Source organism: Brevundimonas sp. EU05-FHT14B11 (assembly GCF_058790835.1).
In genome coordinates this window covers 118428-137946 of the sequence record NZ_JBYTCY010000003.1, presented here as the reverse complement: position 1 = coordinate 137946, position 19519 = coordinate 118428, and the positions used below count along the sequence as shown (strand labels likewise).

The window sequence follows — 19519 nt, the reverse complement described above, 5'->3', positions numbered from 1 at the left end:
GCACGCAGAGGCGGAACGCAAAGATGCAGAGAGTTTGAGTTTGTCGGTCCGCAACGACCATCTCCAGAAGACGACCGTCGCGCCCGCGATCATCGCCGGCGTGGGCGTGCACACGGGCGACCGCGTGCGCCTGGCCGTGCGCCCGGCGCCGGTCGGCACGGGGATCGTCTTCGTGCGCACCGACATCACCGATCGCGACAACCGCATCCCCGTCTCGGGCGAGGCCGTCATCGACGCCCGCCTGAACACCATGATCGAGAACGCCGCCGGCGTGCGCCTGTCGACCATCGAACACCTGATGGCCGCCTTCGCCGCCCTGGGCGTGTCGAACGCCGTGGTCGAGGTGGACGGCCCCGAGCTGCCGATCCTGGACGGTTCGGCGCTGCAGTTCGTCCAGCTGCTGGATCGGGCCGGGTTCCGCCGTCAGCCGGAACCGGTGCGCTATATCGAGATCCTTGAGCCGATCCGGGTTCAGGACGGCGACAAGAGCGCCGCCCTGCTGCCCTGCGACCGCTATGAGATGCGGTTCGAGATCGATTTCGACACCCCGGTCATCGGCAACCAGGTCGTGGACTTCGTGGTCGACGAGCAGACCTTCCGCGACGAGATCATGGCCGCCCGCACCTTCGGCTTCGCTCATGAGGTCGAGGCCCTGCGCAAGGCCGGCCTGGCCCGCGGCGGCTCGCTGGAGAACGCCGTGGTCATCGACGGCGACCAGATCCTGAACCCGGGCGGGCTGCGCATGGAGCGTGAGTTCGTGAAGCACAAGGCGCTGGACGCCATCGGCGACCTGTACGTGCTCGGCGCGCCCCTGCTGGGCCGCTATGAGGGCGTGAAGGCCGGCCACGCGATCAACAACCTGCTGGTCCGCGAACTGCTGGCCAACCCGCAGGCCTGGCGCGAAGTCGTGCGCGTGCCCGAGCTGGCGATGGCTGGGTGAAATTCTTTTAATTTTTAATAACTTGTGACCCCTCCGAGAAGCCGTCAGTCCTGTTCGGACTGATGTTGTTTGCGGGTGAAATTCTTGAAACGCCTTAAGCCTTTGCGACTCCTGACGGCGCTGGCGTTGGGGCTCGCTTGTAGCCCGGCCGTCGCCTCCGACGCCTTCTCGAGCCCCCGCCGCGTGGAAGTCACGCGCGGCGACGGAACCACCATCGATATCGTGGTCTGGGACCGAGGCGAGGGAACCAACGCCGCCACCTTGGTTCTGGGCGGTTCGGACTGCAAGGCGGGCGAGCACCGCCAATGGACGCGCCGCGTCGTCGATGGCGCCCCCACCCGCTGGGTCGTGGCGGTCGACAAGGAAGGCGCGGGCGCTGACGCCAACATCTGCGGTCCAACCTATGAACAGACCTCGGTCGAATCCCAGCGCGCGCTGGACGTTATTCGCGCCATGACCCGGCTGAAGCGCGAACTGGGGCTGCCGGCCTCGCGCGGTTTCCAGATCATCGCGACCTCGTCGGGGGGCATGGCGGCCTGCGGCGCGGCGGGCGCGACGACCGATGTCGCCGCCCTGGCCCTGCTGAGCACGGCCGGCGGCGCCGCTTTCGAAGCGGACATGCGGCAGGTGACCCAAGACAGCGGCGGCGGCTTCGCGGCGCAGATGGAGCGCGTGCGGACCGACCCTCGTATGGGCCAGACCTGGCTGGGTCAGAGCAATCCGGAAATCTGGTGGTGGTCGGCGCTGCCTCTGGATTGCACGGGGCAGCTGGATGGCTGGCAGGGGGCGGTGATGATCGTCCATGGGAGCGCGGACACGGCCTCACCGGTCTCGTCGGCGCGCCTTCTGGCGGAAACCCTCGCGCAGCGCCCCGGCGTCACCGTGGACTATCGCGAAATGGAAGGGGCGGGGCATGGCCTGTTCATTACCGCGCCCGACAAACCGCAGGGCGGCGACGGACTGGATATCGCGCTCGGTTGGTTGTCGGCGCGGGCGGCGCACTAGGCCGGGCCTTCAGCCCAGGCTGATCGCGCTCATCAGGCGGCCGAAATCCGGCTCGCCGTTCAGAAAGGCCCGGCGGTTCGAGAAGAACTGCACCGCGTCCGCTCGGGTGTCGTGGCCGGTCCAGGCCGCCTCGCCCACGCCGGCCTGCTCCAGGCGCCACAGGACGAAGCCGGGCAGGTCGAACAGGCGTTTGTCGGCGGCGGAGCCGGGGCGGAAGAAGCGTTCGCTGCCCGGATCGTGGTGGGCGAAGCGTTCCTCGAAATCCGCGCCGACTTCATATGACGCCTGGGCGATGCAGGGCCCGACGACGGCGACCATGCGCGACGGCTCGGCGCCCAGGGCCTGCATGGCGGCGATGGTGGAATGGACGATGCCGCCCAGCGCGCCCTTCCAGCCCGCATGGGCCGCGCCGACGATCCCGGCGTCCGGATCGGCCAGCAACACGGGGGCGCAGTCGGCGGTCAGGACGCCGCAGATGACGCCGGGCGCGGCGGTGACCGTGGCGTCGCCCTCGGGCCGCTCCCCCTTCCAGCCGGCCTCGGCCACGCGGGCCACGGCGGAATGGATCTGGTAGCAGGCGGCCAGGTCGTCCGGCAGGCCGCCCATGTGGGCGGCGATCCGGCGGCGGTTTTCGGCGACGGCGGCGGCGTCATCCGTAGAGCCCAAGCCAGCGTTCAGGCTGTCGTAAATGCCGCTGGAGACGCCGCCCTGCCGCGTGAAGAAGCCGTGACGGATGCCTGCGCGGTCCAGCAGCGGATGTCGGATCGGCTCCAGCGACATGATCAATCCTCGAACCCGGGAACCACCAGGGTATGCGGGGAGAAGATCGCGCAGGCCTTGAACAGGGTTCCCATCTGGTCGTCGCCGGTCAGGCGCGCCAGCTGGCGGTCGATGACCGGGGCGGCGTCGGGGCGGCCGGACTTCAGCCGCTTGGCGCGGTGCTCGATGCCCAGCAGCTTCAGGAACTCGCCCTGGCCCAGGCAGCCGGTCACGTCGGCCCCCGCATGGACGGCGGCCTCCAGCACGATGGGGAAGTCGGCCCATTGGGTCAGGTCGGCCTCGCCCGGATCAGCCAGAGGATCGACCTTTTGGTGACGGCGCAGGGCCTGCAGGGTGTCGCCGGCCTCGGGCTTGGCGCGGCCGTAGTCGATCAGCAGGGCGGCGCCCGAGGCGGCCTTGACCAGGGTCGCCAGATCGCGGCCGAAGCCCGCCTGCTGCTCGGAAATCTCGAGGGTCTGGCCGGGCTCGACCTCATAGGCGGGCCGTTTGAAGCCGTCGGTGATCTTCACCAGTCCGAATTGCAGCGCGCCGTCGTCGGTGACGCCCACGCGGCGCTCGGCCCAGCCGTCCTCGGTGCGCACGAACTGGCGGGCGGGCAGGCAGTCCAGCACTTCATTGGCGATCAGGATCACCGGGGCGTCGGTCTCGACCCGGTCCAGGGCCGAGACCCAGCGCGGATGCAGGTCGCTGTCGGCCAGCATGCGGGCCTGGGCGGCGCGCAGAGGGGCGCTGGGCTCGATCAGGATCAGGTCGACCGCTTCGAGGAAGTCCGGGGCCAGACGGGCGGCGCGCAGGGCGTCGGCCATCAGTGTGCCGTCGCCGGGGCCGACCTCGACCAGCCGCACCCGTTCGGGCGCGCCCAGCCGACGCCACAGCTCGATGGCCCACAGGCCGATCAGCTCGCCGAACATCTGGCTGATCATCGGCGCGGTGATGAAGTCGCCGGTCGCGCCGATGGCGGGCCGCGTGGCGTAGTAGCCGCCCTGCGGATCATGCAGGCAGCGGGTCACGAAGTCGGCGACCGTCATCGGCCCGGTGAGGGCGATCTCGCGCGCCAGCCGTTCCTTCAGGCTCATGACGTCAGGCCGAGACGGGCGGGCGGCTCCAGGCGCGCCAGATCAGCCAGGCTCCGACCAGCATCATCGGCGTCGACAGGATCATCCCCATGGTCAGGCCCAGCGGCAGATGGTCCAGACCGGCATCAGGCTGGCGCACCGTTTCCAGCGTGGCGCGGATCAGGCCGTAGCCCAGCAGGAACAGGCCGGTGACGTAGCCCGGCTTGCGCAGCAGGCCGACCTTCCAGATGGCGAAGGCCAGCAGGCCGAACAGGAAGATCCCCTCCAGGCCGGCCTCGTAGAGCTGGCTGGGGTGGCGCGGTTCATTGCCCGCGGGGCAGAAGCCGTACATCCGCTGGATGCTGTCGTTGCAGAAGCGGACGGCCCAGGGGACGGTCGTCTCGCGGCCCCAGAGCTCGCCGTTGATGAAGTTGGCCAGGCGGCCGAACATCAGGCCGAAGGGCGCGGCGGCCAAGGCCACGTCGCCCACGCTCAGGATGCGCACCTTCGAGCGCAGGGCGAAGACCACCACGGCCAGGGTGCAGCCCAGCAGGCCGCCGTGGAAGGACATGCCGCCGTCCCACAGCCGGAACAGGGCGAAATTGTCGGGGCCCATGAACAGCTGCCCGTACAGGTGCGGCTGATAGAACAGGGCATAGCCGAGACGGCCGCCCAGGATGATGCCGACGGTGACCCACAGGACCAGGTCGTCCAGCTGCTGAGTGTTGATCGGCGCCTTGCCGGGCGCCCACAAGCGGTCCGTCTTGATGATGCGGGCGGCGTACCACCACCCCAGGACGATGCCCGCCACATAGGCGAGGGCGTACCAGCGGATATCCAGCGGGCCGATGCTGATCAGCACCGGATCGAACTCGGGAAATTGCACGGGCGCTCCTGACGGCGTTTCCTCGGAAACGTGGTTTAGCAAGCGTCGCCGATCCCGTCCCCGAAATTTCCGTAACGCCGGATCGGCGCTTTCGCCGCATGCTCGACAAGGTTTCGTTCACCATATCGGCTCAACCTTCATTAACGATGCTCGCCAGTGTGAGTCGGAGCGCCTGAAAGCCATGCAGACCCGTAATCCCTTCCTCGATGAGTTCTCCAAACTGACCACCGGCGCCATGGGACTGGCCCAGGCGGCGGGCGAGGAGGCCAAGACCGCCATGCGCGCCCAGGCCGACCGTTTCGTCGCCGAAATGGACCTTGTACGGAGAGACGAGTTCGACGCGCTGAAGGCGGAAGTCACGGCTTTGCGTGCGGAAATTGCCGCCCTGAAGGCCCCGAAGACGCCTCGCAAGGGAACGTCCACAGCGTCGGTTCCCCCTCAGGACGCAGCCGGTTGAGCCGAATCTGCGAACCCGCCTACGGTTCCTTAACAGGGCGTGAGTCGCGCCCAAGGAAGACTTGATGGACGCCGTGCGGCCCGAAGAAATCGACACGCCCTACGATCCTCTGGACGTGGTCGAGCATGTGCTGGTGGCGGAAAACCTTCCGTTCGACCGGACCGACGAGGGCGATCTGGCCTTCTCGCTGGCCGGCGACTGGAAGGACTATGAGCTGTGGTTCGCCTGGCGTCCGGAGGGCGACTGCCTTCAACTGTGCTGCGCGCTGGACCTGCAGGCCGCCAAGTCGAAACGCACCGCCGCCTATGAACTGGTCGGCCTGATCAACCAGCGCACCTGGATGGGCCATTTCGAGGTCTGGGCTGAGGACGGCGAAATCGTCTTCCGCCATTCGCTGGCCCTGCCGCTGGGCGAGCGTCCGACCCTGGCCCAGGCCGCGTCGATGATTGACGCCGCCGTGGAAGCCGCCGACCGCTACTATCCGGCCTTCGACTTCATGATCCGCGGATCGAAGAAGCCGCAGGAGGCGATCGACGCCTGCCTGTTCGAGACGGTCGGCACCGCCTGATCCCATGACCTCCGATGTCTCCCGTGACGGCGTGGTCCTGGTCGGCTGCGGCCGTCTGGGTTCGGCCATGCTCGAGGGCTGGCTGGCGACCGGCGCGGTCGAGGCGCGCGACCTGATCATCCTGACGCCGTCCGAGAAGCCCGCCGCCGAGGCGGCGCGGGCCAAGGGGGCGCGGGTCAATCCGCCCCTGGACGTCCTGCGCCCGGCGAAGACCGTGGTGCTGGCGGTGAAGCCGGCGATGTGGCGCGACGCCCTGCCGCCGCTGGCGCCGTATCTGAATCCCGAAGCCGTGCTGCTGTCCGTGATGGCGGGCGTGCGGGCGGACGACCTTTTCGCCGCCGCAGGACGTCCGGTGGCGCGGATCATGCCGACCACGGCGGTGGCGCAAGGGCAGGGCGTGGCGGCGGTCTGGTCTGAAGACGGGCGCGCCCTCAGGGCGGCGCAGGCCCTGTTCGCTCCGGTGGCCGATGTGGCGCCGCTGGAGGACGAGGGGCTGATGGACGCGGCGACCGCCGTGGCCGGGTCGGCTCCCGCCTTCATCTACGCCTTCGTGCAGGCGCTGGCGGACGCCGGCGTGGCGCAAGGCCTGTCGCCGGAGGCGGCGGCGCGTCTGGCGCGGGGCGCGTTGCGCTCGGCGGGCGCCGGACTGGAGACGGGGGAGGGGCTCGACGCCCTGATCGCCCGCATCGCCTCGCCGGGGGGCACGACCCGGGCGGGGCTGGACGCCATGGCCGACGGCGGAGACCTGAAGCGCGCGGCCGAAGCCGCCGTCAGGGCCGCCGTGGACCGGGCGCGATCATTCTAGCGGTTGACGTAACGCCCCGTGGCGAGGTTCGAGCTGAACCGGCGGAAGGCGCGGTCGGCGTCCTGCCAGGTGGTGAAGCCGCGCACATCCGCGAGCGTGTTCGAGAACCACTCATAACGCACCGGCTGGACCGTGCCGTCGGCCAGGGTGATCTGCCCCTCGATCTCCGCGCCGCCGATGGAAATGCTGCGCATCGGGTCGAGCCCGGGGCGTTCCGAGATCTGCTGGAAGGTCGGACGGTTGGGCTTGAGATCGGTCAGGACCAGGTCGATCCGCGCGCCGTTCAGGGCGGGCGTCTCGGCGACGGCCTGGGTCACGAGCTGAACCAGCCGGTCGGACTGCTCACGCACTTCGCGCGGGCCCAGTTCTTCGGCCTTGTCCTGCAGCTGGGCGCCGACGGTCACGTTGACCGAGGCCGGTTCGGCCAAGGCGGCGCCGGCGAGGGCGGCGGTTACGGCGAATGGAACGATAAAGGTGAGATTGCGCATGGTCAGGCTCTCCAGATCGCCCCCGATCCGTCCATAAAATGGGCCTAGTGGCCCCGCTTCGCAATGCTTGCGCGGCGGGGCCTAGCCCGGCAGACGGATCACAGCGCGCAGGCCGCCCATGTCGCTGCGTTCCAGGGTGATGTCGCCGCCGTGGCCGCGCGCCACGTCGCGCGCGATCGCCAGACCCAGGCCGACGCCCTTGTGGTTCTGGTTGCGGGAGTCGTCCAGGCGCGAGAAGGGCCGGAAGGCCTCTTCGTGCATGTCGTCGGGAATGCCCGGGCCGTCATCCTCGATGGCGATCTCGAGGCCGCCGGAGGGCAGGGGGCGGGCGCTGAGCCGCACATGTTCGCCGTGGGCGGCGGCGTTGCCCGCCAGGTTGCTGATCGCACGCTTGAAGGCCAGCGGGCGAAGCGAGGCGGTCAGGTCTTCCGGCGCGCTCACCTCGACCTCGGCGCCGGCGCGGCGGGCGTCCTCGCCGGCGGCGGTCAGCAGGCCGGCGATGGAGATTTCCTGCGCGGGCTCCCCGGCCTCGCCGCGGGCGAAGGCCAGGTATTCGTCGATCATGTGCTCCATCTCGTCCATATCGCCGCGCATGGCCTCGGCGCGCTTGAACGGAGGAGCGAGGGCCAGTTCCAGCCGCAGGCGGGTCAGGGGTGTGCGCAGGTCGTGGCTGACCGAGGCCAGCAGGGCGGTGCGCTGGTCGATATGGCGCTGGATGCGGTCGCGCATGTTCATGAAGGCCTGGGCCGCGGCCCGGACCTCGCGCGCGCCCGAGGGCTTGAAGCGTTCGCGCGGCTCGCCCCGGCCGAAGGCCTCCGCCGCCTCGGCCAGCCGCTCGATGGCGCGCACCTGGTTGCGGATGAACAGGATGGCGACACCCATCAGCAGGACGGTGGCGACCAGCAGCCACAGGACGAAGATGTGGGCCTGGGTCGCCACCGCGCGCTCCCGCGGGGCGATGATGCGCAGTACGCCCTGCGGCTGCTGCACCCGGATATCGACGTAGGCGGGGTAGCGCGTGGTGTCGAACCAGACCGGCTGGTCGATCCGCGCCTTCAGCGCCTTCTCCAGGGTGCGGTCGATGACCCCGATGGCGCCGCGCCGCCTGTCGCGGGGCAGGACCTCGCCCTCCTGCAGCGCGATGGACAGGGACATGGAGCGCTGCGCCCGCTCGGCGATGACGTCCAGGTTCTGCGGCGTCGGGTCGTCTGCGTAGCTTTCGGCGGCCCAGGCGATATCGCCCGCCAGCCCGTCGGACAGGCGCGCGGTCACCGTCTGCCAGTGCATGTCGAAGAAGGCCCAGGTCACGGCCACCTGCATGACCAGCACCGGCAGGACGATGATCAGCAGCGACCGGCCCCACAGCGAGGTCGGCAGGCGCCGCTTCAGGAAGCGCGGCCACAAGGTCGCGGGCAGAAGCCGCATGACGCGATCAGTCCGGAGCCAGCATGTAGCCGATGCCGCGCACGGTCTGGAGGTAGCGCGGGTTCTTGGGGTCGGCTTCCAGTTTGCGGCGCAGGCGGGTGACCTGCACGTCCACGGCGCGGCCGGTGATGTCGGCGGTGTCGGGCGACAGGCTCATGCGCTCCACCGGGGCGTGGGCGTGGATGGCCAGGGTCTTCAGAAGCTGGGCCTCGGCCTCGGTCAGGCGCTGGGGCTTGCCGTCCTTGAGCAGTTCCAGCCGCTCCATGTCGAACACCGCCGGTCCCAGCTTGATCTCGCGCGGGGTCAGCGGCTTGCCGCCGGTGCGGCGCAGGATGGCGTCGATGCGCAGGGCCAGTTCGCGCGGATCGAACGGCTTGGACATGTAGTCGTCGGCGCCGCGGGACAGTCCTTCGATACGATCATCCGGATCGCCACGGGCGGTCAGCAGCAGGACGGGGGTCTTGGAGGTCTCGGCCTTCGACCGGATCCAGGTCGTCAGGTCGAAGCCGCTTTCACCGGGCATCATGACGTCCAGCACGATCAGGTCGAATTCGATCAGTTCGACAAGACGCTTGGCGGCCGCCGCGTGGGCGGCGCCGGTGACCCGATAACCCTCGCGGGTGAGGAATTCTTTCAGCAGCTCACGGATGCGGTCGTCGTCGTCGACGACCAGCAGGTGACGGCCTGCGCCGGGTCCGGCGATGGGGCCCGAGCGGCCATAGGCGCGAACGTCGCTCATGCGGATGCGACCTCAGAGGCGCGACAGGCGTTGACCTGAGCGATTCCGGCGGGTCTAACCCGAGTGATTTCGCGGGAGACGTTCTTCAATGGCCTTCGTTCCTTTCGACGATCGTGACGGTTGGATCTGGATGGACGGCGATTTCGTGCCCTGGCGGGAAGCGAAAACGCACGTTTTGACCCATGCTCTTCATTACGGCTCGTCGGTCTTCGAGGGTGAGCGTATGTATGGCGGCGAAATCTTCAAGCTGACGCCGCACTCGGAACGTCTGCAACGCTCCGCGAACCTGCTGGATTTTGATCTTCCCTATAGCGTGGCCGAGATCGACGCCGCCTGCAAGGAAACCTGCGAAAAGATGGGACTTTCGGACTGCTATGTGCGTCCGGTGGCCTATCGCGGGCCGGAGCAGGTCAGCGTCTCGACGATCAACAACAAGACCCACGTGGCCATCGCCGTGTGGGAGTGGCCCAGCTACTTCGATCCGGAGACCAAGGCGAAGGGGATCCGCCTGGAGTGGGCCAAGTGGCGCCGCCCGGACCCCGCCACCGCCCCGTCGGCGGCCAAGGCCGCGGGCCTGTACATGATCTGCACCATGTCCAAGACCGCCGCCGAGAAGCGCGGCTATTCGGACGCGATGATGCTGGACTGGCGCGGATATGTCGCCGAGGCGACCGGCGCCAACGTCTTCTTTGTCCAGGACGGCGTGCTGCACACCCCGCCCATCGACGCGATCCTGGACGGCATCACCCGCCAGACGGTGATCGAAATGGCCAAGGCCAAGGGCATCGAGGTGATCGTGCGCCATATCCGCCCGGAAGAACTGGCGACCTTCAGCGAATGCTTCCTGACGGGCACGGCCGCCGAGGTGACGCCGGTGAGCGAAGTCGGCGAATACCGCTTCACCCCCGGCGCCCTCAGCCTCGGCCTGATGGAAGACTACGGCAAGCTGGTGCGCGGTCAGCTCTGACGCGACCGCTTCAGGCGGCGACGGAGACTTTCCGCCGCCGCACCACCGCCCACCAGACCGCGCCGCCGATCACGGCGACGGGCAGCAGCACCGATCCCATCGTGATCAGCAGCGCCAGCATGCCCATGGACAGGCCGAACGCGTCCTGAAGCGCGCGGGCGACCGGCCGGGTCGGGCTGCCGGCGGCCATGACCCCGCCCTCGCGGTAGTCGATGGTCAGGCGCGCGGTCAGGACGCGGTCGTTCAGCGCGCGCAACTCGATCTGCTGGGCGTCCTGCTGGCGTTGCAGGTCGGCGATCTGACGTTCGATCTCGAGGCGCTGATCCACTGTTCCGCCCTGACGGCGCTGGAGGTCGCGGATACGGTCGGCGATCGTGGCGGTGGTCGCCGATCCGGTCTGGGCCACGTCAATGTCGCGGGTGACGTTCTCCCCTTCGGTGATCGAGCTTTCCAGTCGCCCGCCGGCGTTGCGGGCGTCCAGCGCCAGACCGGAGCGGAAGCGGTTGATCCATTCGGGCTGGCCGCGCAGTTCCAGCCTGCCGCCGGCCTGGCGCGAGGCCCAGTCCGAGTTGGCCGAGACGACCTGACAATAGCCGGCTCCTGCGGAGGCGCAGGCGAGCTCGTGCCGGCTCATCATCTCGGCCCCCCGGTCCTTGGGCGCGGACAAGACGTAACCGAAGGCGTAGGCGATGCGGGCCACGGGGGCGAGCGGCGCGGAAGCCTGGGTGGGTTGCGGGGTGATCTGCTGCACGGTCGGCATCGTGTTGGTCCGCGCGGCGCGGTTCGCGACCGCGGACGGTTCAGCGGAGACTCCCTCAGGAGCGTCAGAGGCGCGGTCGAAGCCCTCGGTCGCGGGTTCTTGTCCGCAGGCGGACAACGTCAGTGCGCCGGCGGCGGCCAGCATCAGAGCCCTACGCATGTCATTTCTCCCTGTCGCCGTGATGATCACGGTTCCGTGATGGCGCGCCCGGATCGGGGCGAAGTGTGGACGGGAGAAGAGCGGAAGCGTGGCCTTATGCGGCCAGATTCCAGACCGGGTTTACGCTCCGCTTGCCAGACGCGGCGGCGTGGCGTTCAACGGGCTGAAGGGGCCGGCGGGGAGTCGGTCGGGGAAGATCGATGTTCAGCCTGCTGAATCTCCAGAGCCTGCTTGGCCTTGTCGTCATCGTGGCGGCCTGCTGGGGCCTGTCCGAGAACAAGCGCGCCTTCCCCTGGAAGCTGGCGATCGGCGCGATCATCGTGCAGGCGGCGCTGGTGCTGGTGCTGTTCAATCCGGCTTCGGGCGGGGTCCTGCACGCGGTGAACGGCGCCGTGGACGGTCTGGCCAAGGCGACGCGCGAGGGCACGAACTTCGTCTTCGGCTATCTGGCCGGCGAGGAGTATCCGCAGCCCTATGCGGTGCAGAACCAGCAGGGCCTGTTCACCTTCGCCTTCCAGGTCCTGCCGCTGATCCTGGTGATCTCCGCCCTGTCGGCCCTGCTCTGGCACTGGAAGATCCTGAAGTGGATCACCTATGGCTTCGGCATCCTGTTCCAGAAGACGATGGGGCTGGGCGGGGCTTCGGCGCTGGCGGTGGCGGCCAACATCTTCCTGGGCATGATCGAGAGCCCGATCGTGATCCGCGCCTATCTGGACAAGCTGACCCGGTCGGAGCTGTTCCTGATGATGGTGGTCGGTCTGGCGACGGTGGCCGGTTCGACCATGGTGGCCTACGCCCTGATGCTGGAAAGCACCCTGACCAACGCCGCGGGGCACGTGCTGGTCGCCTCGATCATTTCGGCGCCGGCGGGCATCCTGCTGGCCCGCATCATCATTCCGGAGACGGCCGGCGAGGGCGGCGCCTTCGCCGAGTATGACTCGCCCCTGAAGTACGACAGCGCCATCGACGCCATCGTGAAGGGCACGTCTGACGGCCTGATGGTGGTGCTGAACATCTCGGCGGTGCTGATCGTCTTTGTGGCGCTGGTGGCCCTGGTGAACATCATGGTCGGTGCGATCTTCCCTGGCATCAGCGTTGAATGGCTGTTGAGCTGGATCTTCGCCCCGGTCGCCTGGCTGACGGGCGTCGAATGGTCTGATGCCCGGGAGGCGGGCCTGTTGCTGGGCGTCAAGCTGACCCAGACCGAGTTCAAGGCCTTCATGGAACTGGGCGCCGTGCCGGGCGGAGCCATAAGCGAACGCACCCGTATGCTGCTGACTTACGCCCTGTGCGGCTTCGCCAACATCGGTTCGGTGGGCATCACCGTGACCGGCCTGTCCGTGCTGATGCCGGAGCGACGGGAAGAGGTTCTGGGATTGGTGTGGAAGGCGCTGTTCGCGGGCTTCCTGGCCACCCTGATGAGCGCCGCCATTGTCGGCGCGATGCCGGCCTCCATATTCGGCTGAACCGAAAGGCCGATCACATGAAGCTCTACACCTCGCACCGCGCCCCCAACCCGCGCCGCGTGCGCTGGGTCATGGCCGAAAAGGGCGTCCAGGACGTCGAACTGGTCGAGATCGACATCATGGTCGGCGAGCACCGGACGCCCGAGTACCGGGCCAGGGTCGGCGTGCCGCATGTGCCCGCGCTGGAGCTGAAGGACGGCACGACGATCTCGGAATCGGTCGCCATCTGCCGCTATCTGGAGTCGGTCTATCCCGAGCCCAACCTGTTCGGACGTGACGCCAGCGAGCAGGCGGTGATCGAGATGTGGACCCGCCGCTGCGAGTTCTACCTGGCCAATCCGATCATGCTGAACGTGCGCCACTCGCACCCGGCCCTGGTCGCGCTGGAGGCCACGCAGGTGCCGCAGGTGGCCGACTACAACCGGCTGGCGGCCGAGAAATTCATGCGCACCCTCGACCGTCGTCTGGCGGACCACGAGTTCATCGCCTCGGACCGCTTCACCATCGCCGATGTCGTGGCGGTGGTCGGGCTCGATTTCGCGCGGCTGATCAAATACCGGCCGCCCGAGGAGTTCACCCATCTGGCCCGCTGGCTGGAGGCGAGCCGCGCCCGTCCGGCGGCGCAGGCGGGGGTCTGAGCCAGAGCGAAATCGGTTGGGTTGGACGCAGTCCAACTGGGCTCAGATTTCGCTCCAGTTCGATGCTGGACCATTTTTTGGATTCACGTCGATCCGACCTGAAGCAAAAATGGTCTAGAGCCGGCAGGCGAACGGGCCTTCCTCGGCCGGTTCGAGCGTCTGGCCCTGATAGAGCATCGCCACCGCGGACCGGGGAAGTCGCCGGGACCCTGCAGGAAACGCGGCGCGCCGAAGCGTTCGATGTTGTCCAGCTGGGTGGCCAGGGCGTGCTTGTCCTGGGCCACCACCCGCTCCATGAACAGCCGGATCGCGGCCTGCTTCAGCCAGCCGGGACCGCGTCCCTTCGGCGTGGTGAAGCGGGCGAACAGCCTTAGGGTCGTGGCCGATACCGGGGTGAAGAAGACGGTCACCAGCAGGGTCAGTCCCTTCGGCCCTTCCCACCGCGCCTGGATGATGTTGGGCGCGTGCAGGCGGGTGACGCTGCGCTCGCGCGGCGGCTCCAGCAGGCGGGACATCCAGCCGAGATCGGGCTGCGGCTGGCGGATGATCGATTCCAGCCAGGTCTCGCCGGCGCGGATCGACATCGTCACCGGCATGCGCCGCGTGCTGCGGCGGATGACTCCGTCGTGGACATGGTTGGTATGGAAGGGATCCATGACGTTCTCGAGCGCGTCGAGGGTTCGGCCGCGCCACAGGCCCTGCTCCCACCAGAAGTGATCGTGATCCGCCGCGTCCCAGACGCCGAGGTCGGGCAGGTCCGGTCCGCCGGGCTTGAGCCGCACGAAGACGGCGCCGTTGATCTCCTTCGCCTCGACGGCGGCGGCGGACAGTCGCAGACCCTCTCCCTGGCCCAGATCGCAGCCCGCCACCTCGACGCAGGCTCCGTCCGCCCCGAACCGCCAGCCGTGGTAGGGACACTGGACCGCGCCCTCGACCATCCGGCCTTCGGACAGCGGATAGTTGCGGTGCGGGCAGCGGTCGATCAGGGCGGCGGCCCGCCCGTCCGCGCCGCGGAACAGCGCCAGCGGCGTATCGGCGATCGTGCGGGCCAGCGGCTTGCGCTTCAGTTCGCTGGACAGGGCGGCGATCTGCCAACTGCGGGACAGGCTTTCGGGCAGGGGCGTCACGGGCGGCTCCAGCGGTCAGGAGGCAGCGGCTCGCCGTTCCACTCGATGTCGGCGGTCATGGCGGCGGTCAATGATTGATTCCGACGCAAGGCGCGCAGGGTGAAGCCGAACGTATCCGCCAGCGCCCCCGCCAGAGGCCCCCGGTCGCCGGGCAGGGTCAGGGCGTCGAGGCCGTCGCGCCGCTGATCCCGCCAGGCGGCCAGCCGGCCGCGCGGCAGCCCGTAGCGCCACAGGGCGGGGCCGAGATGCCGGGGCCGGTCATCGGGCGTCGCTTCGCCCTGTCCGACCAGCGCCAGGCCGAAGGCGGCGCTGCGCCCGAACAGATGCACGCCGCTGGTCGCACGGGGATTGCACTCGATGAGCCAGGGCTGTCCCTGGTCGTCGACGAGGGCGTCGCAGGCGATCTGGCCAGTCCCGGTCTCGGCGGCCAGAACCTCGGCCATGGCGTGCAGGGCCTCGGCGGTGCGCGCGGGGGCTGGATGGAAGACGTAGGCGGCGCCGCCCGGCAGGCGCCAGTCCGAGGCGTAGGCGGCGAAGGCGGTGATCCGGCCCGCGTGGCAGACGGCGTAGAAGGAGACTTCCTCGCCGACAATGCGGCGCTGGACGACCCACGGCTGCTCCGGCGTCGGCCGGAGCGCCGCCAGATCGGCGGGGGACGGCGAGATCCGCGTCCGGCCGCCGAAGCGCGACCAGACCGGCTTGACCACCACATCCCCCATGGCTGCGACGGCGGCGGCGAGGCCCGCGGGGTCGGTCGTTGTGCGGGTCTCCGGCACGGGGAGGGACAACCGCGCGCAAAGGGCCGCGAAGCGGTCCTTGGCGTGCAGGGTCGCCAGAACCTTCGGATCGGGCGCCAGCAAGCGGTCGGCCCAGCCCTCGGCGGCGGCGAGCGCCGACAGGTGGAAAACCTCCTCGCAGGCCGGGATGATCCAGCGGGGCTCCAGCCGGGCGATCAGGGTGCGGAGGTCGGCGGCGAAGGCGGCGGGTCGGGCCACCGGCGAGGCGTAGCGATGCACCGGCCCGGCGCTGTTCGACCAGCGGGCCAGCCGCGCGGGGACGCAGTCGGCCACGTGCGGCTCGAACCCGGCGGCGCGCAGGCCGCGGGCGAGATCCAGCGCCGAGACGGCCCGGGCGCCGGTGACCATGACGCGCTCAGCCATCCGACCAGCGCACGCGGCGGCGTTTGACTTCGACGGGTGGCGGCGGGCCTCCGGCCTCGACCGGGACGGCCACGCCGCGCTCCGCCAGCAGGGCGCGCAGGGCCTCCGCCGCTGCATCGACCCGATCCGGCGCGGCCTCGACCACGACACCGGACGGCCCGGCGACGGCGCGCCAGTCCTCGGCGGGCCCCAGGGCGGCGCTGAGCGTCTCCTCCACCGCGCGCGGCGGCACGGCGATCCCGCCCCAGCGCCACAGGTCCTCCAGCCGGCCTTCCACCGGCCGGATCGCCGTCCGGGCCGAGCCGCAGGGGCAGGGGGCGGACAGCGGCTCCAGCAGGTCGGGAAGGCGCAGTCGGATCATCGGCTGGGTCGTACGGCGCAGGTCGGTGATGATGGGCAGGAAGCGGTTGGTCCCCGGCACGGGCTCGCGCTCGACGATCAGCACGTCCTCGTTCAGGTGCAGGGTCCCGTGCACGCAAGGCGCGCCGAGGAAGCCCTCGGTGGCCTGATAGATGGGGGCCGGGCGGCTCTCCAGCGTGGCCTCGGTCCAGTCGCGCTCGATCTCGCCCATGGGCTCGGCGCCCCAAAACAGGCGGGCGGGCCGCCAGGGGGCGCCGTCCTCCACCCGCCGGGTCAGGTCGGCCAGCACATGGGCGGGGGCGATCAGGATGTGCGGCGCGAAGGCGTCGAGGCGCTCCAGCTTCACCTCGCCCGGGACGTCGAGCCCGAGGAACAGGAAGCGGAACGGCCCGGCCCCGGACACGTCGCTGTACAGCTTGGACGAGGCGCGCAGGCTGAGCGCGATCCGCTTCTTCCGGAACAGGGCCGACTTGGGCATCAGCCGCGCGATCATATGGCCCAGATAGGCGGCCCGTTCGGCCTTGCTGCTGATGAACAGCCCGGGCGCTCCCGACGACCCTGAGGAGAAGCCCGCCACCACGCCGGGCGCGACCTCGCCCGAGCCGCCGGTCTCGGCGCTCCGGGCCGCGGCTTCGGCGGCGGCGCGGGTCAGGCCCAGGGTGTTCCAGCGGTCGAAGGCGTCGCGCACCGCCTGCGGCGACAGGATGGGGAAGGCTTCCAGCGGTTGGCCGGCGAGGTCGGCCACGGCCGGGGTGCGGGCGATGACGGGCGTCATCTGTCGCCACAGCCGGGCCTGCCGCGCGGCGACGGCGGAGGGCGTGGTCAGCCGCGACCCGGTCCAGCGCGCGTCCAGCCAGGCGCGCAGCACGGCGGGACGATCAATCGCCGACATGGGCCGTCTCGGTGGGAACTTCGCCGCAGTGCGACGGGGTCAGCAGCAGTGCGGGATTGCGGTTCCACAGCCGGTGCAGGGCGGTCAGGGTGTCGCGCCACGGCCCGGTCTGGCCCAGCAGGGCGGTGGTCAGGCGCGGCGGCGGGACGTTGTCGCGCACGGCCCCGCTCGACCAGGCGGCGTCGGCGATCAGGAAGCGCGTTTGTCCGTCGTCCTGCCGCACCACCAGGCCCCAGTGGCCGGGGCAGTGACCGGGAAGTTGCACCGCCAGCAGGGAGCCGTCGCCCAGCACGTCCGCGCCGTCCTCGAACGGCGACAGGTCCGGGCCCAGGGGCAGGCGCGGCCGGTCCTCGAAGAAGACGGCGCGGGCATTGATGTCGGCCGGGGCCACGTCGGCCAGCACGCCCTGCCGGACGCGGGCGAACCGGCCCGGCCTGCGCACCTGGTCCAGTCCCGCCCGCGCGCAGAAGATGCGGGCCTTGGGGAACCGCTTCAGCCCCGCGACATGGTCGCCGTGGAAGTGGGAGACGATCACCGCCGTCACCTCCTCGGGCCGAACGCCGAAGCCCGGAAGCTGCTCCGCCACCGTCTCGCCGGGCGGCAGGTCGACCGGGGTCATCCAGCGGTAGAGGATCTCCGGAAAGGCCTTCGTCGCTTCGAAGAAGGCGGGATCATAGCCGGTGTCGAACAGGATCGCGCCTTCGACCGGATGGACGATCAGGGCGGCCAGCGCCGGGAAGACAGCGGGTTTCAGCGATCCGTCGCGGCGGGTCATCACCTCCGGATGCGAACAGGCTCCGGCGCGCAGGATGTGGACCCGGCAGCGGGTCATGCCCGCTCCGCCAGCTTCGGCGCTACCGCCATGGCGGTCTCGACCGCATCATAGCGCGGCTCGTAGCCGATCAGCCGCTTCGCCCCGCTGAGGTCGAAGGTCTGCGACCAGGCCAGGGTCGACAGGGTGTAGGGCGTCAGCATCGGCTCGGGCTGTCCGGGCAACAGGCGGCTGATCGCCTCGGACGCCACCGACAGGACCTGCCCCAGCGCCAGCGGCAGGGGCACAATGCGCACCTCGACGCCCAGTGTCTCGCCCAGCCGCCGGACCAGGTCCGAGATCGGCAGGGGACGGCCCGAGGTGATGTTGACCACCTGCCCCCCGGCGGTCTCGCGATGCTGGTCCGCCAGCAGGAAGGCCCGGGCGGCGTCGCGGCTGTCGGTCAGTTCGACCAGGGCCTTGCCGCCCCGGAACAGCGGGAAGCGGCCCTTTTTCACCAGTTTGAGGATGCGCGGCAGCAGGACCGCATCGTCCGGCCCGATGATGGCGCGGGGGCGAAGGGAGACAGTACGGAAGCTGGGCGCGTCGGCGGCGCGCACCAGCCGCTCGGCCTCGCCCTTGGTGCGGGAATAGGCGTTCAGAGGCTTGGGGTTGGGCGGGCTGTCCTCGGTTAGGCCGGTCTGGTCGCCCCAACGCGCGAAGACGGAAGGCGAGGAGACGAAGATGAAGCCGTCCACCCCCGCTCGCCTCGCCGCCGCCACCAGGCGCCGGGTCAGCTCGACATTGGCCAGTTCGAAGTCCGCATCCGGTCCCCAGGGACTGGACAGGGCGGCGGCGTGGAAGACCACGTCGATGTCGCGGCAGGCGGCGTCGGTCTGGTCCAGCAGGTCGCCGCCGAAGGGCTCTGCGCCCATGGCCCTGAGCCGTTCCAGCGCCTCCGGCTTGCGGCCCGAGGCGCGCACGGCGTACCCGGCCTCGACCAGGGCGGCGACCAGCGCCAGGCCCAGTCCGCCGGTGGCGCCGGTGACGAGGGCGTGGCGGCTCATGTGCGGATCACCACGGCGGCGGCGCTGACGCCGGCGGCCGTGCCCAGCAGCAGCACTGTCTTCCCGGAGCCCAGCAGGCCGGTCGCCTGCGCTTCGGCCAGGGCGGTCGGCAGGGAGGCGGCGATCTGGTTGCCGCGCCCGGCGAAGATGTCGATCACCCGCGCCGGATCCCCGCCCATCAGCCGCCGCACGTGCTCGACCCCGGGCGCGCTGGCCTGATGGGGGACGATCACATCGACGGTCTCGCGGGTCAGTCCGGCCTCGCCCAGCACCCGGTCGACCAGGTCGGGCAGGCAACGGGCTGCGGCCTTGAAGATGCCGAACGCGTCCATGTGGAAGCGCGCGCCCTCGGTCAGGGCCTCAAGCCCGTGCTCGATGCGGATGCGGGTGCCGCCGGAGCGCAGGGTCGCCAGATCCTTGCCGTCGCCATAGGTCTCGAACCCGCGCGCCAGCAGGCCGGGGCCGTTCCGGTCCGCGCCCGCCTCGACGCAGACGGCCGCCGCGCCGTCGCCGAAGATGGCCGCTGCATGCGGCGCCTCCCAGTCCAGGCCGGCGGAGGCGATGTCGCTGGACACAATCAGGGCGCGGCGGAAGCGGCCGGTCTCGAATCCCATGGCGGCCACGTCCAGGGCGGCGACGAAGGACAAGCAGGTCTGGTTGACGTCGAAGGCCCAGATGCCGGACTTGCCCAGGCCGAGCGCCTGCTGGATCAGCACCGAGGTCCCGGGGATGGGCTGCTCCATCACCCCGCAGGCGCCGATGATCACGTCCAGGTCGTCGGGCGCCCAGCCGGCCATGGCCAAGGCCTCGCGGGCGGCTTCCGCGCCCATTGCCGAGGTGGTTTCGTCGGGCGAGGCGACGCCGCGGACGGCGATCCCGAACTGGCTCTCGGTCCATCCCGGGGCCTGGCCGAAAACCGCGTCCAGCGCCGTGGAGGGGCGTTGTTCGCGCGGCGCGCAGGTCCCGAATCCGGTCAGCGTCATCGGCGTCATGGCCAAAGGCTTAGCCTCGCGGGCCGGGGCCG

At 70.0% G+C, this 19519-nt stretch carries 21 protein-coding genes; 8 read left to right on the top strand and 13 right to left on the bottom strand.

The window, feature by feature from the left end:
- Positions 1-40 precede the first annotated feature (40 nt).
- Together lpxC and AC3WRV_RS13860 are read left to right on the top strand one after the other, a co-directional pair.
- Positions 41-940, top strand: coding sequence for a UDP-3-O-acyl-N-acetylglucosamine deacetylase (gene lpxC, locus AC3WRV_RS13865; RefSeq protein ID WP_291834169.1), 900 nt, complete (start codon positions 41-43; stop codon positions 938-940).
- A 183-nt stretch (positions 941-1123) separates the two neighbouring features.
- Positions 1124-1945, top strand: coding sequence for an alpha/beta hydrolase family protein (locus tag AC3WRV_RS13860; protein WP_492313713.1), 822 nt, complete (start codon positions 1124-1126; stop codon positions 1943-1945).
- Between the two features lie 9 nt (positions 1946-1954).
- Here AC3WRV_RS13860 and pgeF read toward each other — a convergent pair whose 3' ends face one another.
- From pgeF to lgt, 3 genes are read right to left on the bottom strand one after another with little or no spacing between them, the layout of a single operon-like run.
- Entirely contained in the window at positions 1955-2725 is a 771-nt protein-coding gene (pgeF, locus tag AC3WRV_RS13855) for a peptidoglycan editing factor PgeF (protein ID WP_492313712.1), read from the bottom strand.
- 2 nt (positions 2726-2727) lie between these two features.
- Positions 2728-3801: a class I SAM-dependent methyltransferase gene (locus tag AC3WRV_RS13850; RefSeq protein ID WP_492313711.1), complete on the bottom strand. Its 1074-nt coding sequence runs from the start codon at positions 3799-3801 to the stop codon at positions 2728-2730.
- Between the two features lie 4 nt (positions 3802-3805).
- Complete coding sequence (gene lgt / locus AC3WRV_RS13845; protein WP_492313710.1) at positions 3806-4666, bottom strand: prolipoprotein diacylglyceryl transferase; 861 nt, start codon at positions 4664-4666, stop codon at positions 3806-3808.
- A 181-nt stretch (positions 4667-4847) separates the two neighbouring features.
- Between lgt and AC3WRV_RS13840 the strand changes: the two genes are divergently transcribed.
- The 3 genes from AC3WRV_RS13840 to proC all read left to right on the top strand — a co-directional run bounded on the left by AC3WRV_RS13840 (position 4848) and on the right by proC (position 6496).
- Positions 4848-5123 (top strand): accessory factor UbiK family protein, encoded by a 276-nt coding sequence (locus AC3WRV_RS13840; RefSeq protein ID WP_291834207.1) that lies wholly within the window; start codon positions 4848-4850, stop codon positions 5121-5123.
- A 64-nt stretch (positions 5124-5187) separates the two neighbouring features.
- Positions 5188-5691: a type III secretion system chaperone family protein gene (locus AC3WRV_RS13835; RefSeq protein ID WP_492313709.1), complete on the top strand. Its 504-nt coding sequence runs from the start codon at positions 5188-5190 to the stop codon at positions 5689-5691.
- Positions 5692-5695: 4 nt separating this feature from the next.
- The gene (gene proC / locus AC3WRV_RS13830) at positions 5696-6496 is read left to right on the top strand and encodes a pyrroline-5-carboxylate reductase (RefSeq protein WP_492313708.1); all 801 of its coding nucleotides are present in this window, start codon (positions 5696-5698) and stop codon (positions 6494-6496) included.
- On the opposite strand, the gene AC3WRV_RS13825 is transcribed toward proC, so the two are convergent.
- The 3 genes from AC3WRV_RS13825 to AC3WRV_RS13815 all read right to left on the bottom strand — a co-directional run bounded on the left by AC3WRV_RS13825 (position 6493) and on the right by AC3WRV_RS13815 (position 9148).
- Positions 6493-6984 carry a hypothetical protein gene (locus AC3WRV_RS13825; protein ID WP_492313707.1) on the bottom strand — a complete coding sequence of 164 codons (492 nt, stop codon included), beginning with the start codon at positions 6982-6984 and terminating at the stop codon, positions 6493-6495. The genes proC and AC3WRV_RS13825 overlap by 4 nt on opposite strands.
- Before the next feature lie 81 nt (positions 6985-7065).
- Positions 7066-8409: an ATP-binding protein gene (locus tag AC3WRV_RS13820; protein ID WP_291834189.1), complete on the bottom strand. Its 1344-nt coding sequence runs from the start codon at positions 8407-8409 to the stop codon at positions 7066-7068.
- Between the two features lie 7 nt (positions 8410-8416).
- Positions 8417-9148 (bottom strand): response regulator, encoded by a 732-nt coding sequence (locus AC3WRV_RS13815; protein ID WP_291834193.1) that lies wholly within the window; start codon positions 9146-9148, stop codon positions 8417-8419.
- 88 nt (positions 9149-9236) lie between these two features.
- On the opposite strand from AC3WRV_RS13815, the gene AC3WRV_RS13810 reads away from it, so the two are divergent.
- Entirely contained in the window at positions 9237-10115 is an 879-nt protein-coding gene (locus tag AC3WRV_RS13810; RefSeq protein ID WP_291834196.1) for a branched-chain amino acid aminotransferase, read from the top strand.
- Between the two features lie 10 nt (positions 10116-10125).
- Here AC3WRV_RS13810 and AC3WRV_RS13805 read toward each other — a convergent pair whose 3' ends face one another.
- Positions 10126-11034 carry a DUF4349 domain-containing protein gene (locus tag AC3WRV_RS13805; protein WP_492313706.1) on the bottom strand — a complete coding sequence of 303 codons (909 nt, stop codon included), beginning with the start codon at positions 11032-11034 and terminating at the stop codon, positions 10126-10128.
- A gap of 200 nt (positions 11035-11234) precedes the next feature.
- Between AC3WRV_RS13805 and AC3WRV_RS13800 the strand changes: the two genes are divergently transcribed.
- Together AC3WRV_RS13800 and AC3WRV_RS13795 are read left to right on the top strand one after the other, a co-directional pair.
- Entirely contained in the window at positions 11235-12500 is a 1266-nt protein-coding gene (locus AC3WRV_RS13800) for a NupC/NupG family nucleoside CNT transporter (protein WP_291834202.1), read from the top strand.
- Positions 12501-12517: 17 nt separating this feature from the next.
- Positions 12518-13138 carry a glutathione S-transferase family protein gene (locus tag AC3WRV_RS13795; RefSeq protein ID WP_492313705.1) on the top strand — a complete coding sequence of 207 codons (621 nt, stop codon included), beginning with the start codon at positions 12518-12520 and terminating at the stop codon, positions 13136-13138.
- 83 nt (positions 13139-13221) lie between these two features.
- On the opposite strand, the gene AC3WRV_RS13790 is transcribed toward AC3WRV_RS13795, so the two are convergent.
- The 6 genes from AC3WRV_RS13790 to AC3WRV_RS13765 are packed head-to-tail and all read right to left on the bottom strand — an operon-like array spanning position 13222 to position 19487.
- The gene (locus AC3WRV_RS13790) at positions 13222-14265 is read right to left on the bottom strand and encodes a Rieske 2Fe-2S domain-containing protein (protein ID WP_492313704.1); all 1044 of its coding nucleotides are present in this window, start codon (positions 14263-14265) and stop codon (positions 13222-13224) included.
- Positions 14262-15425 carry an ATP-grasp domain-containing protein gene (locus AC3WRV_RS13785; RefSeq protein ID WP_492313703.1) on the bottom strand — a complete coding sequence of 388 codons (1164 nt, stop codon included), beginning with the start codon at positions 15423-15425 and terminating at the stop codon, positions 14262-14264. Before AC3WRV_RS13785 ends, AC3WRV_RS13790 begins: the two co-directional genes overlap by 4 nt.
- The gene (locus AC3WRV_RS13780) at positions 15418-16677 is read right to left on the bottom strand and encodes a cell division protein FtsA (protein WP_492313702.1); all 1260 of its coding nucleotides are present in this window, start codon (positions 16675-16677) and stop codon (positions 15418-15420) included. The genes AC3WRV_RS13785 and AC3WRV_RS13780 overlap by 8 nt, the downstream gene beginning before the upstream one ends.
- Positions 16664-17509 (bottom strand): MBL fold metallo-hydrolase, encoded by an 846-nt coding sequence (locus AC3WRV_RS13775; RefSeq protein WP_492313701.1) that lies wholly within the window; start codon positions 17507-17509, stop codon positions 16664-16666. Before AC3WRV_RS13775 ends, AC3WRV_RS13780 begins: the two co-directional genes overlap by 14 nt.
- On the bottom strand, positions 17506-18495 hold the full coding sequence (locus tag AC3WRV_RS13770; RefSeq protein WP_492313700.1) for an NAD-dependent epimerase/dehydratase family protein: 990 nt from the start codon (positions 18493-18495) through the stop codon (positions 17506-17508). The genes AC3WRV_RS13775 and AC3WRV_RS13770 overlap by 4 nt, the downstream gene beginning before the upstream one ends.
- Entirely contained in the window at positions 18492-19487 is a 996-nt protein-coding gene (locus tag AC3WRV_RS13765) for a 3-oxoacyl-[acyl-carrier-protein] synthase III C-terminal domain-containing protein (RefSeq protein ID WP_492313699.1), read from the bottom strand. The genes AC3WRV_RS13770 and AC3WRV_RS13765 overlap by 4 nt, the downstream gene beginning before the upstream one ends.
- Between the last annotated feature and the right edge of the window lie 32 nt (positions 19488-19519).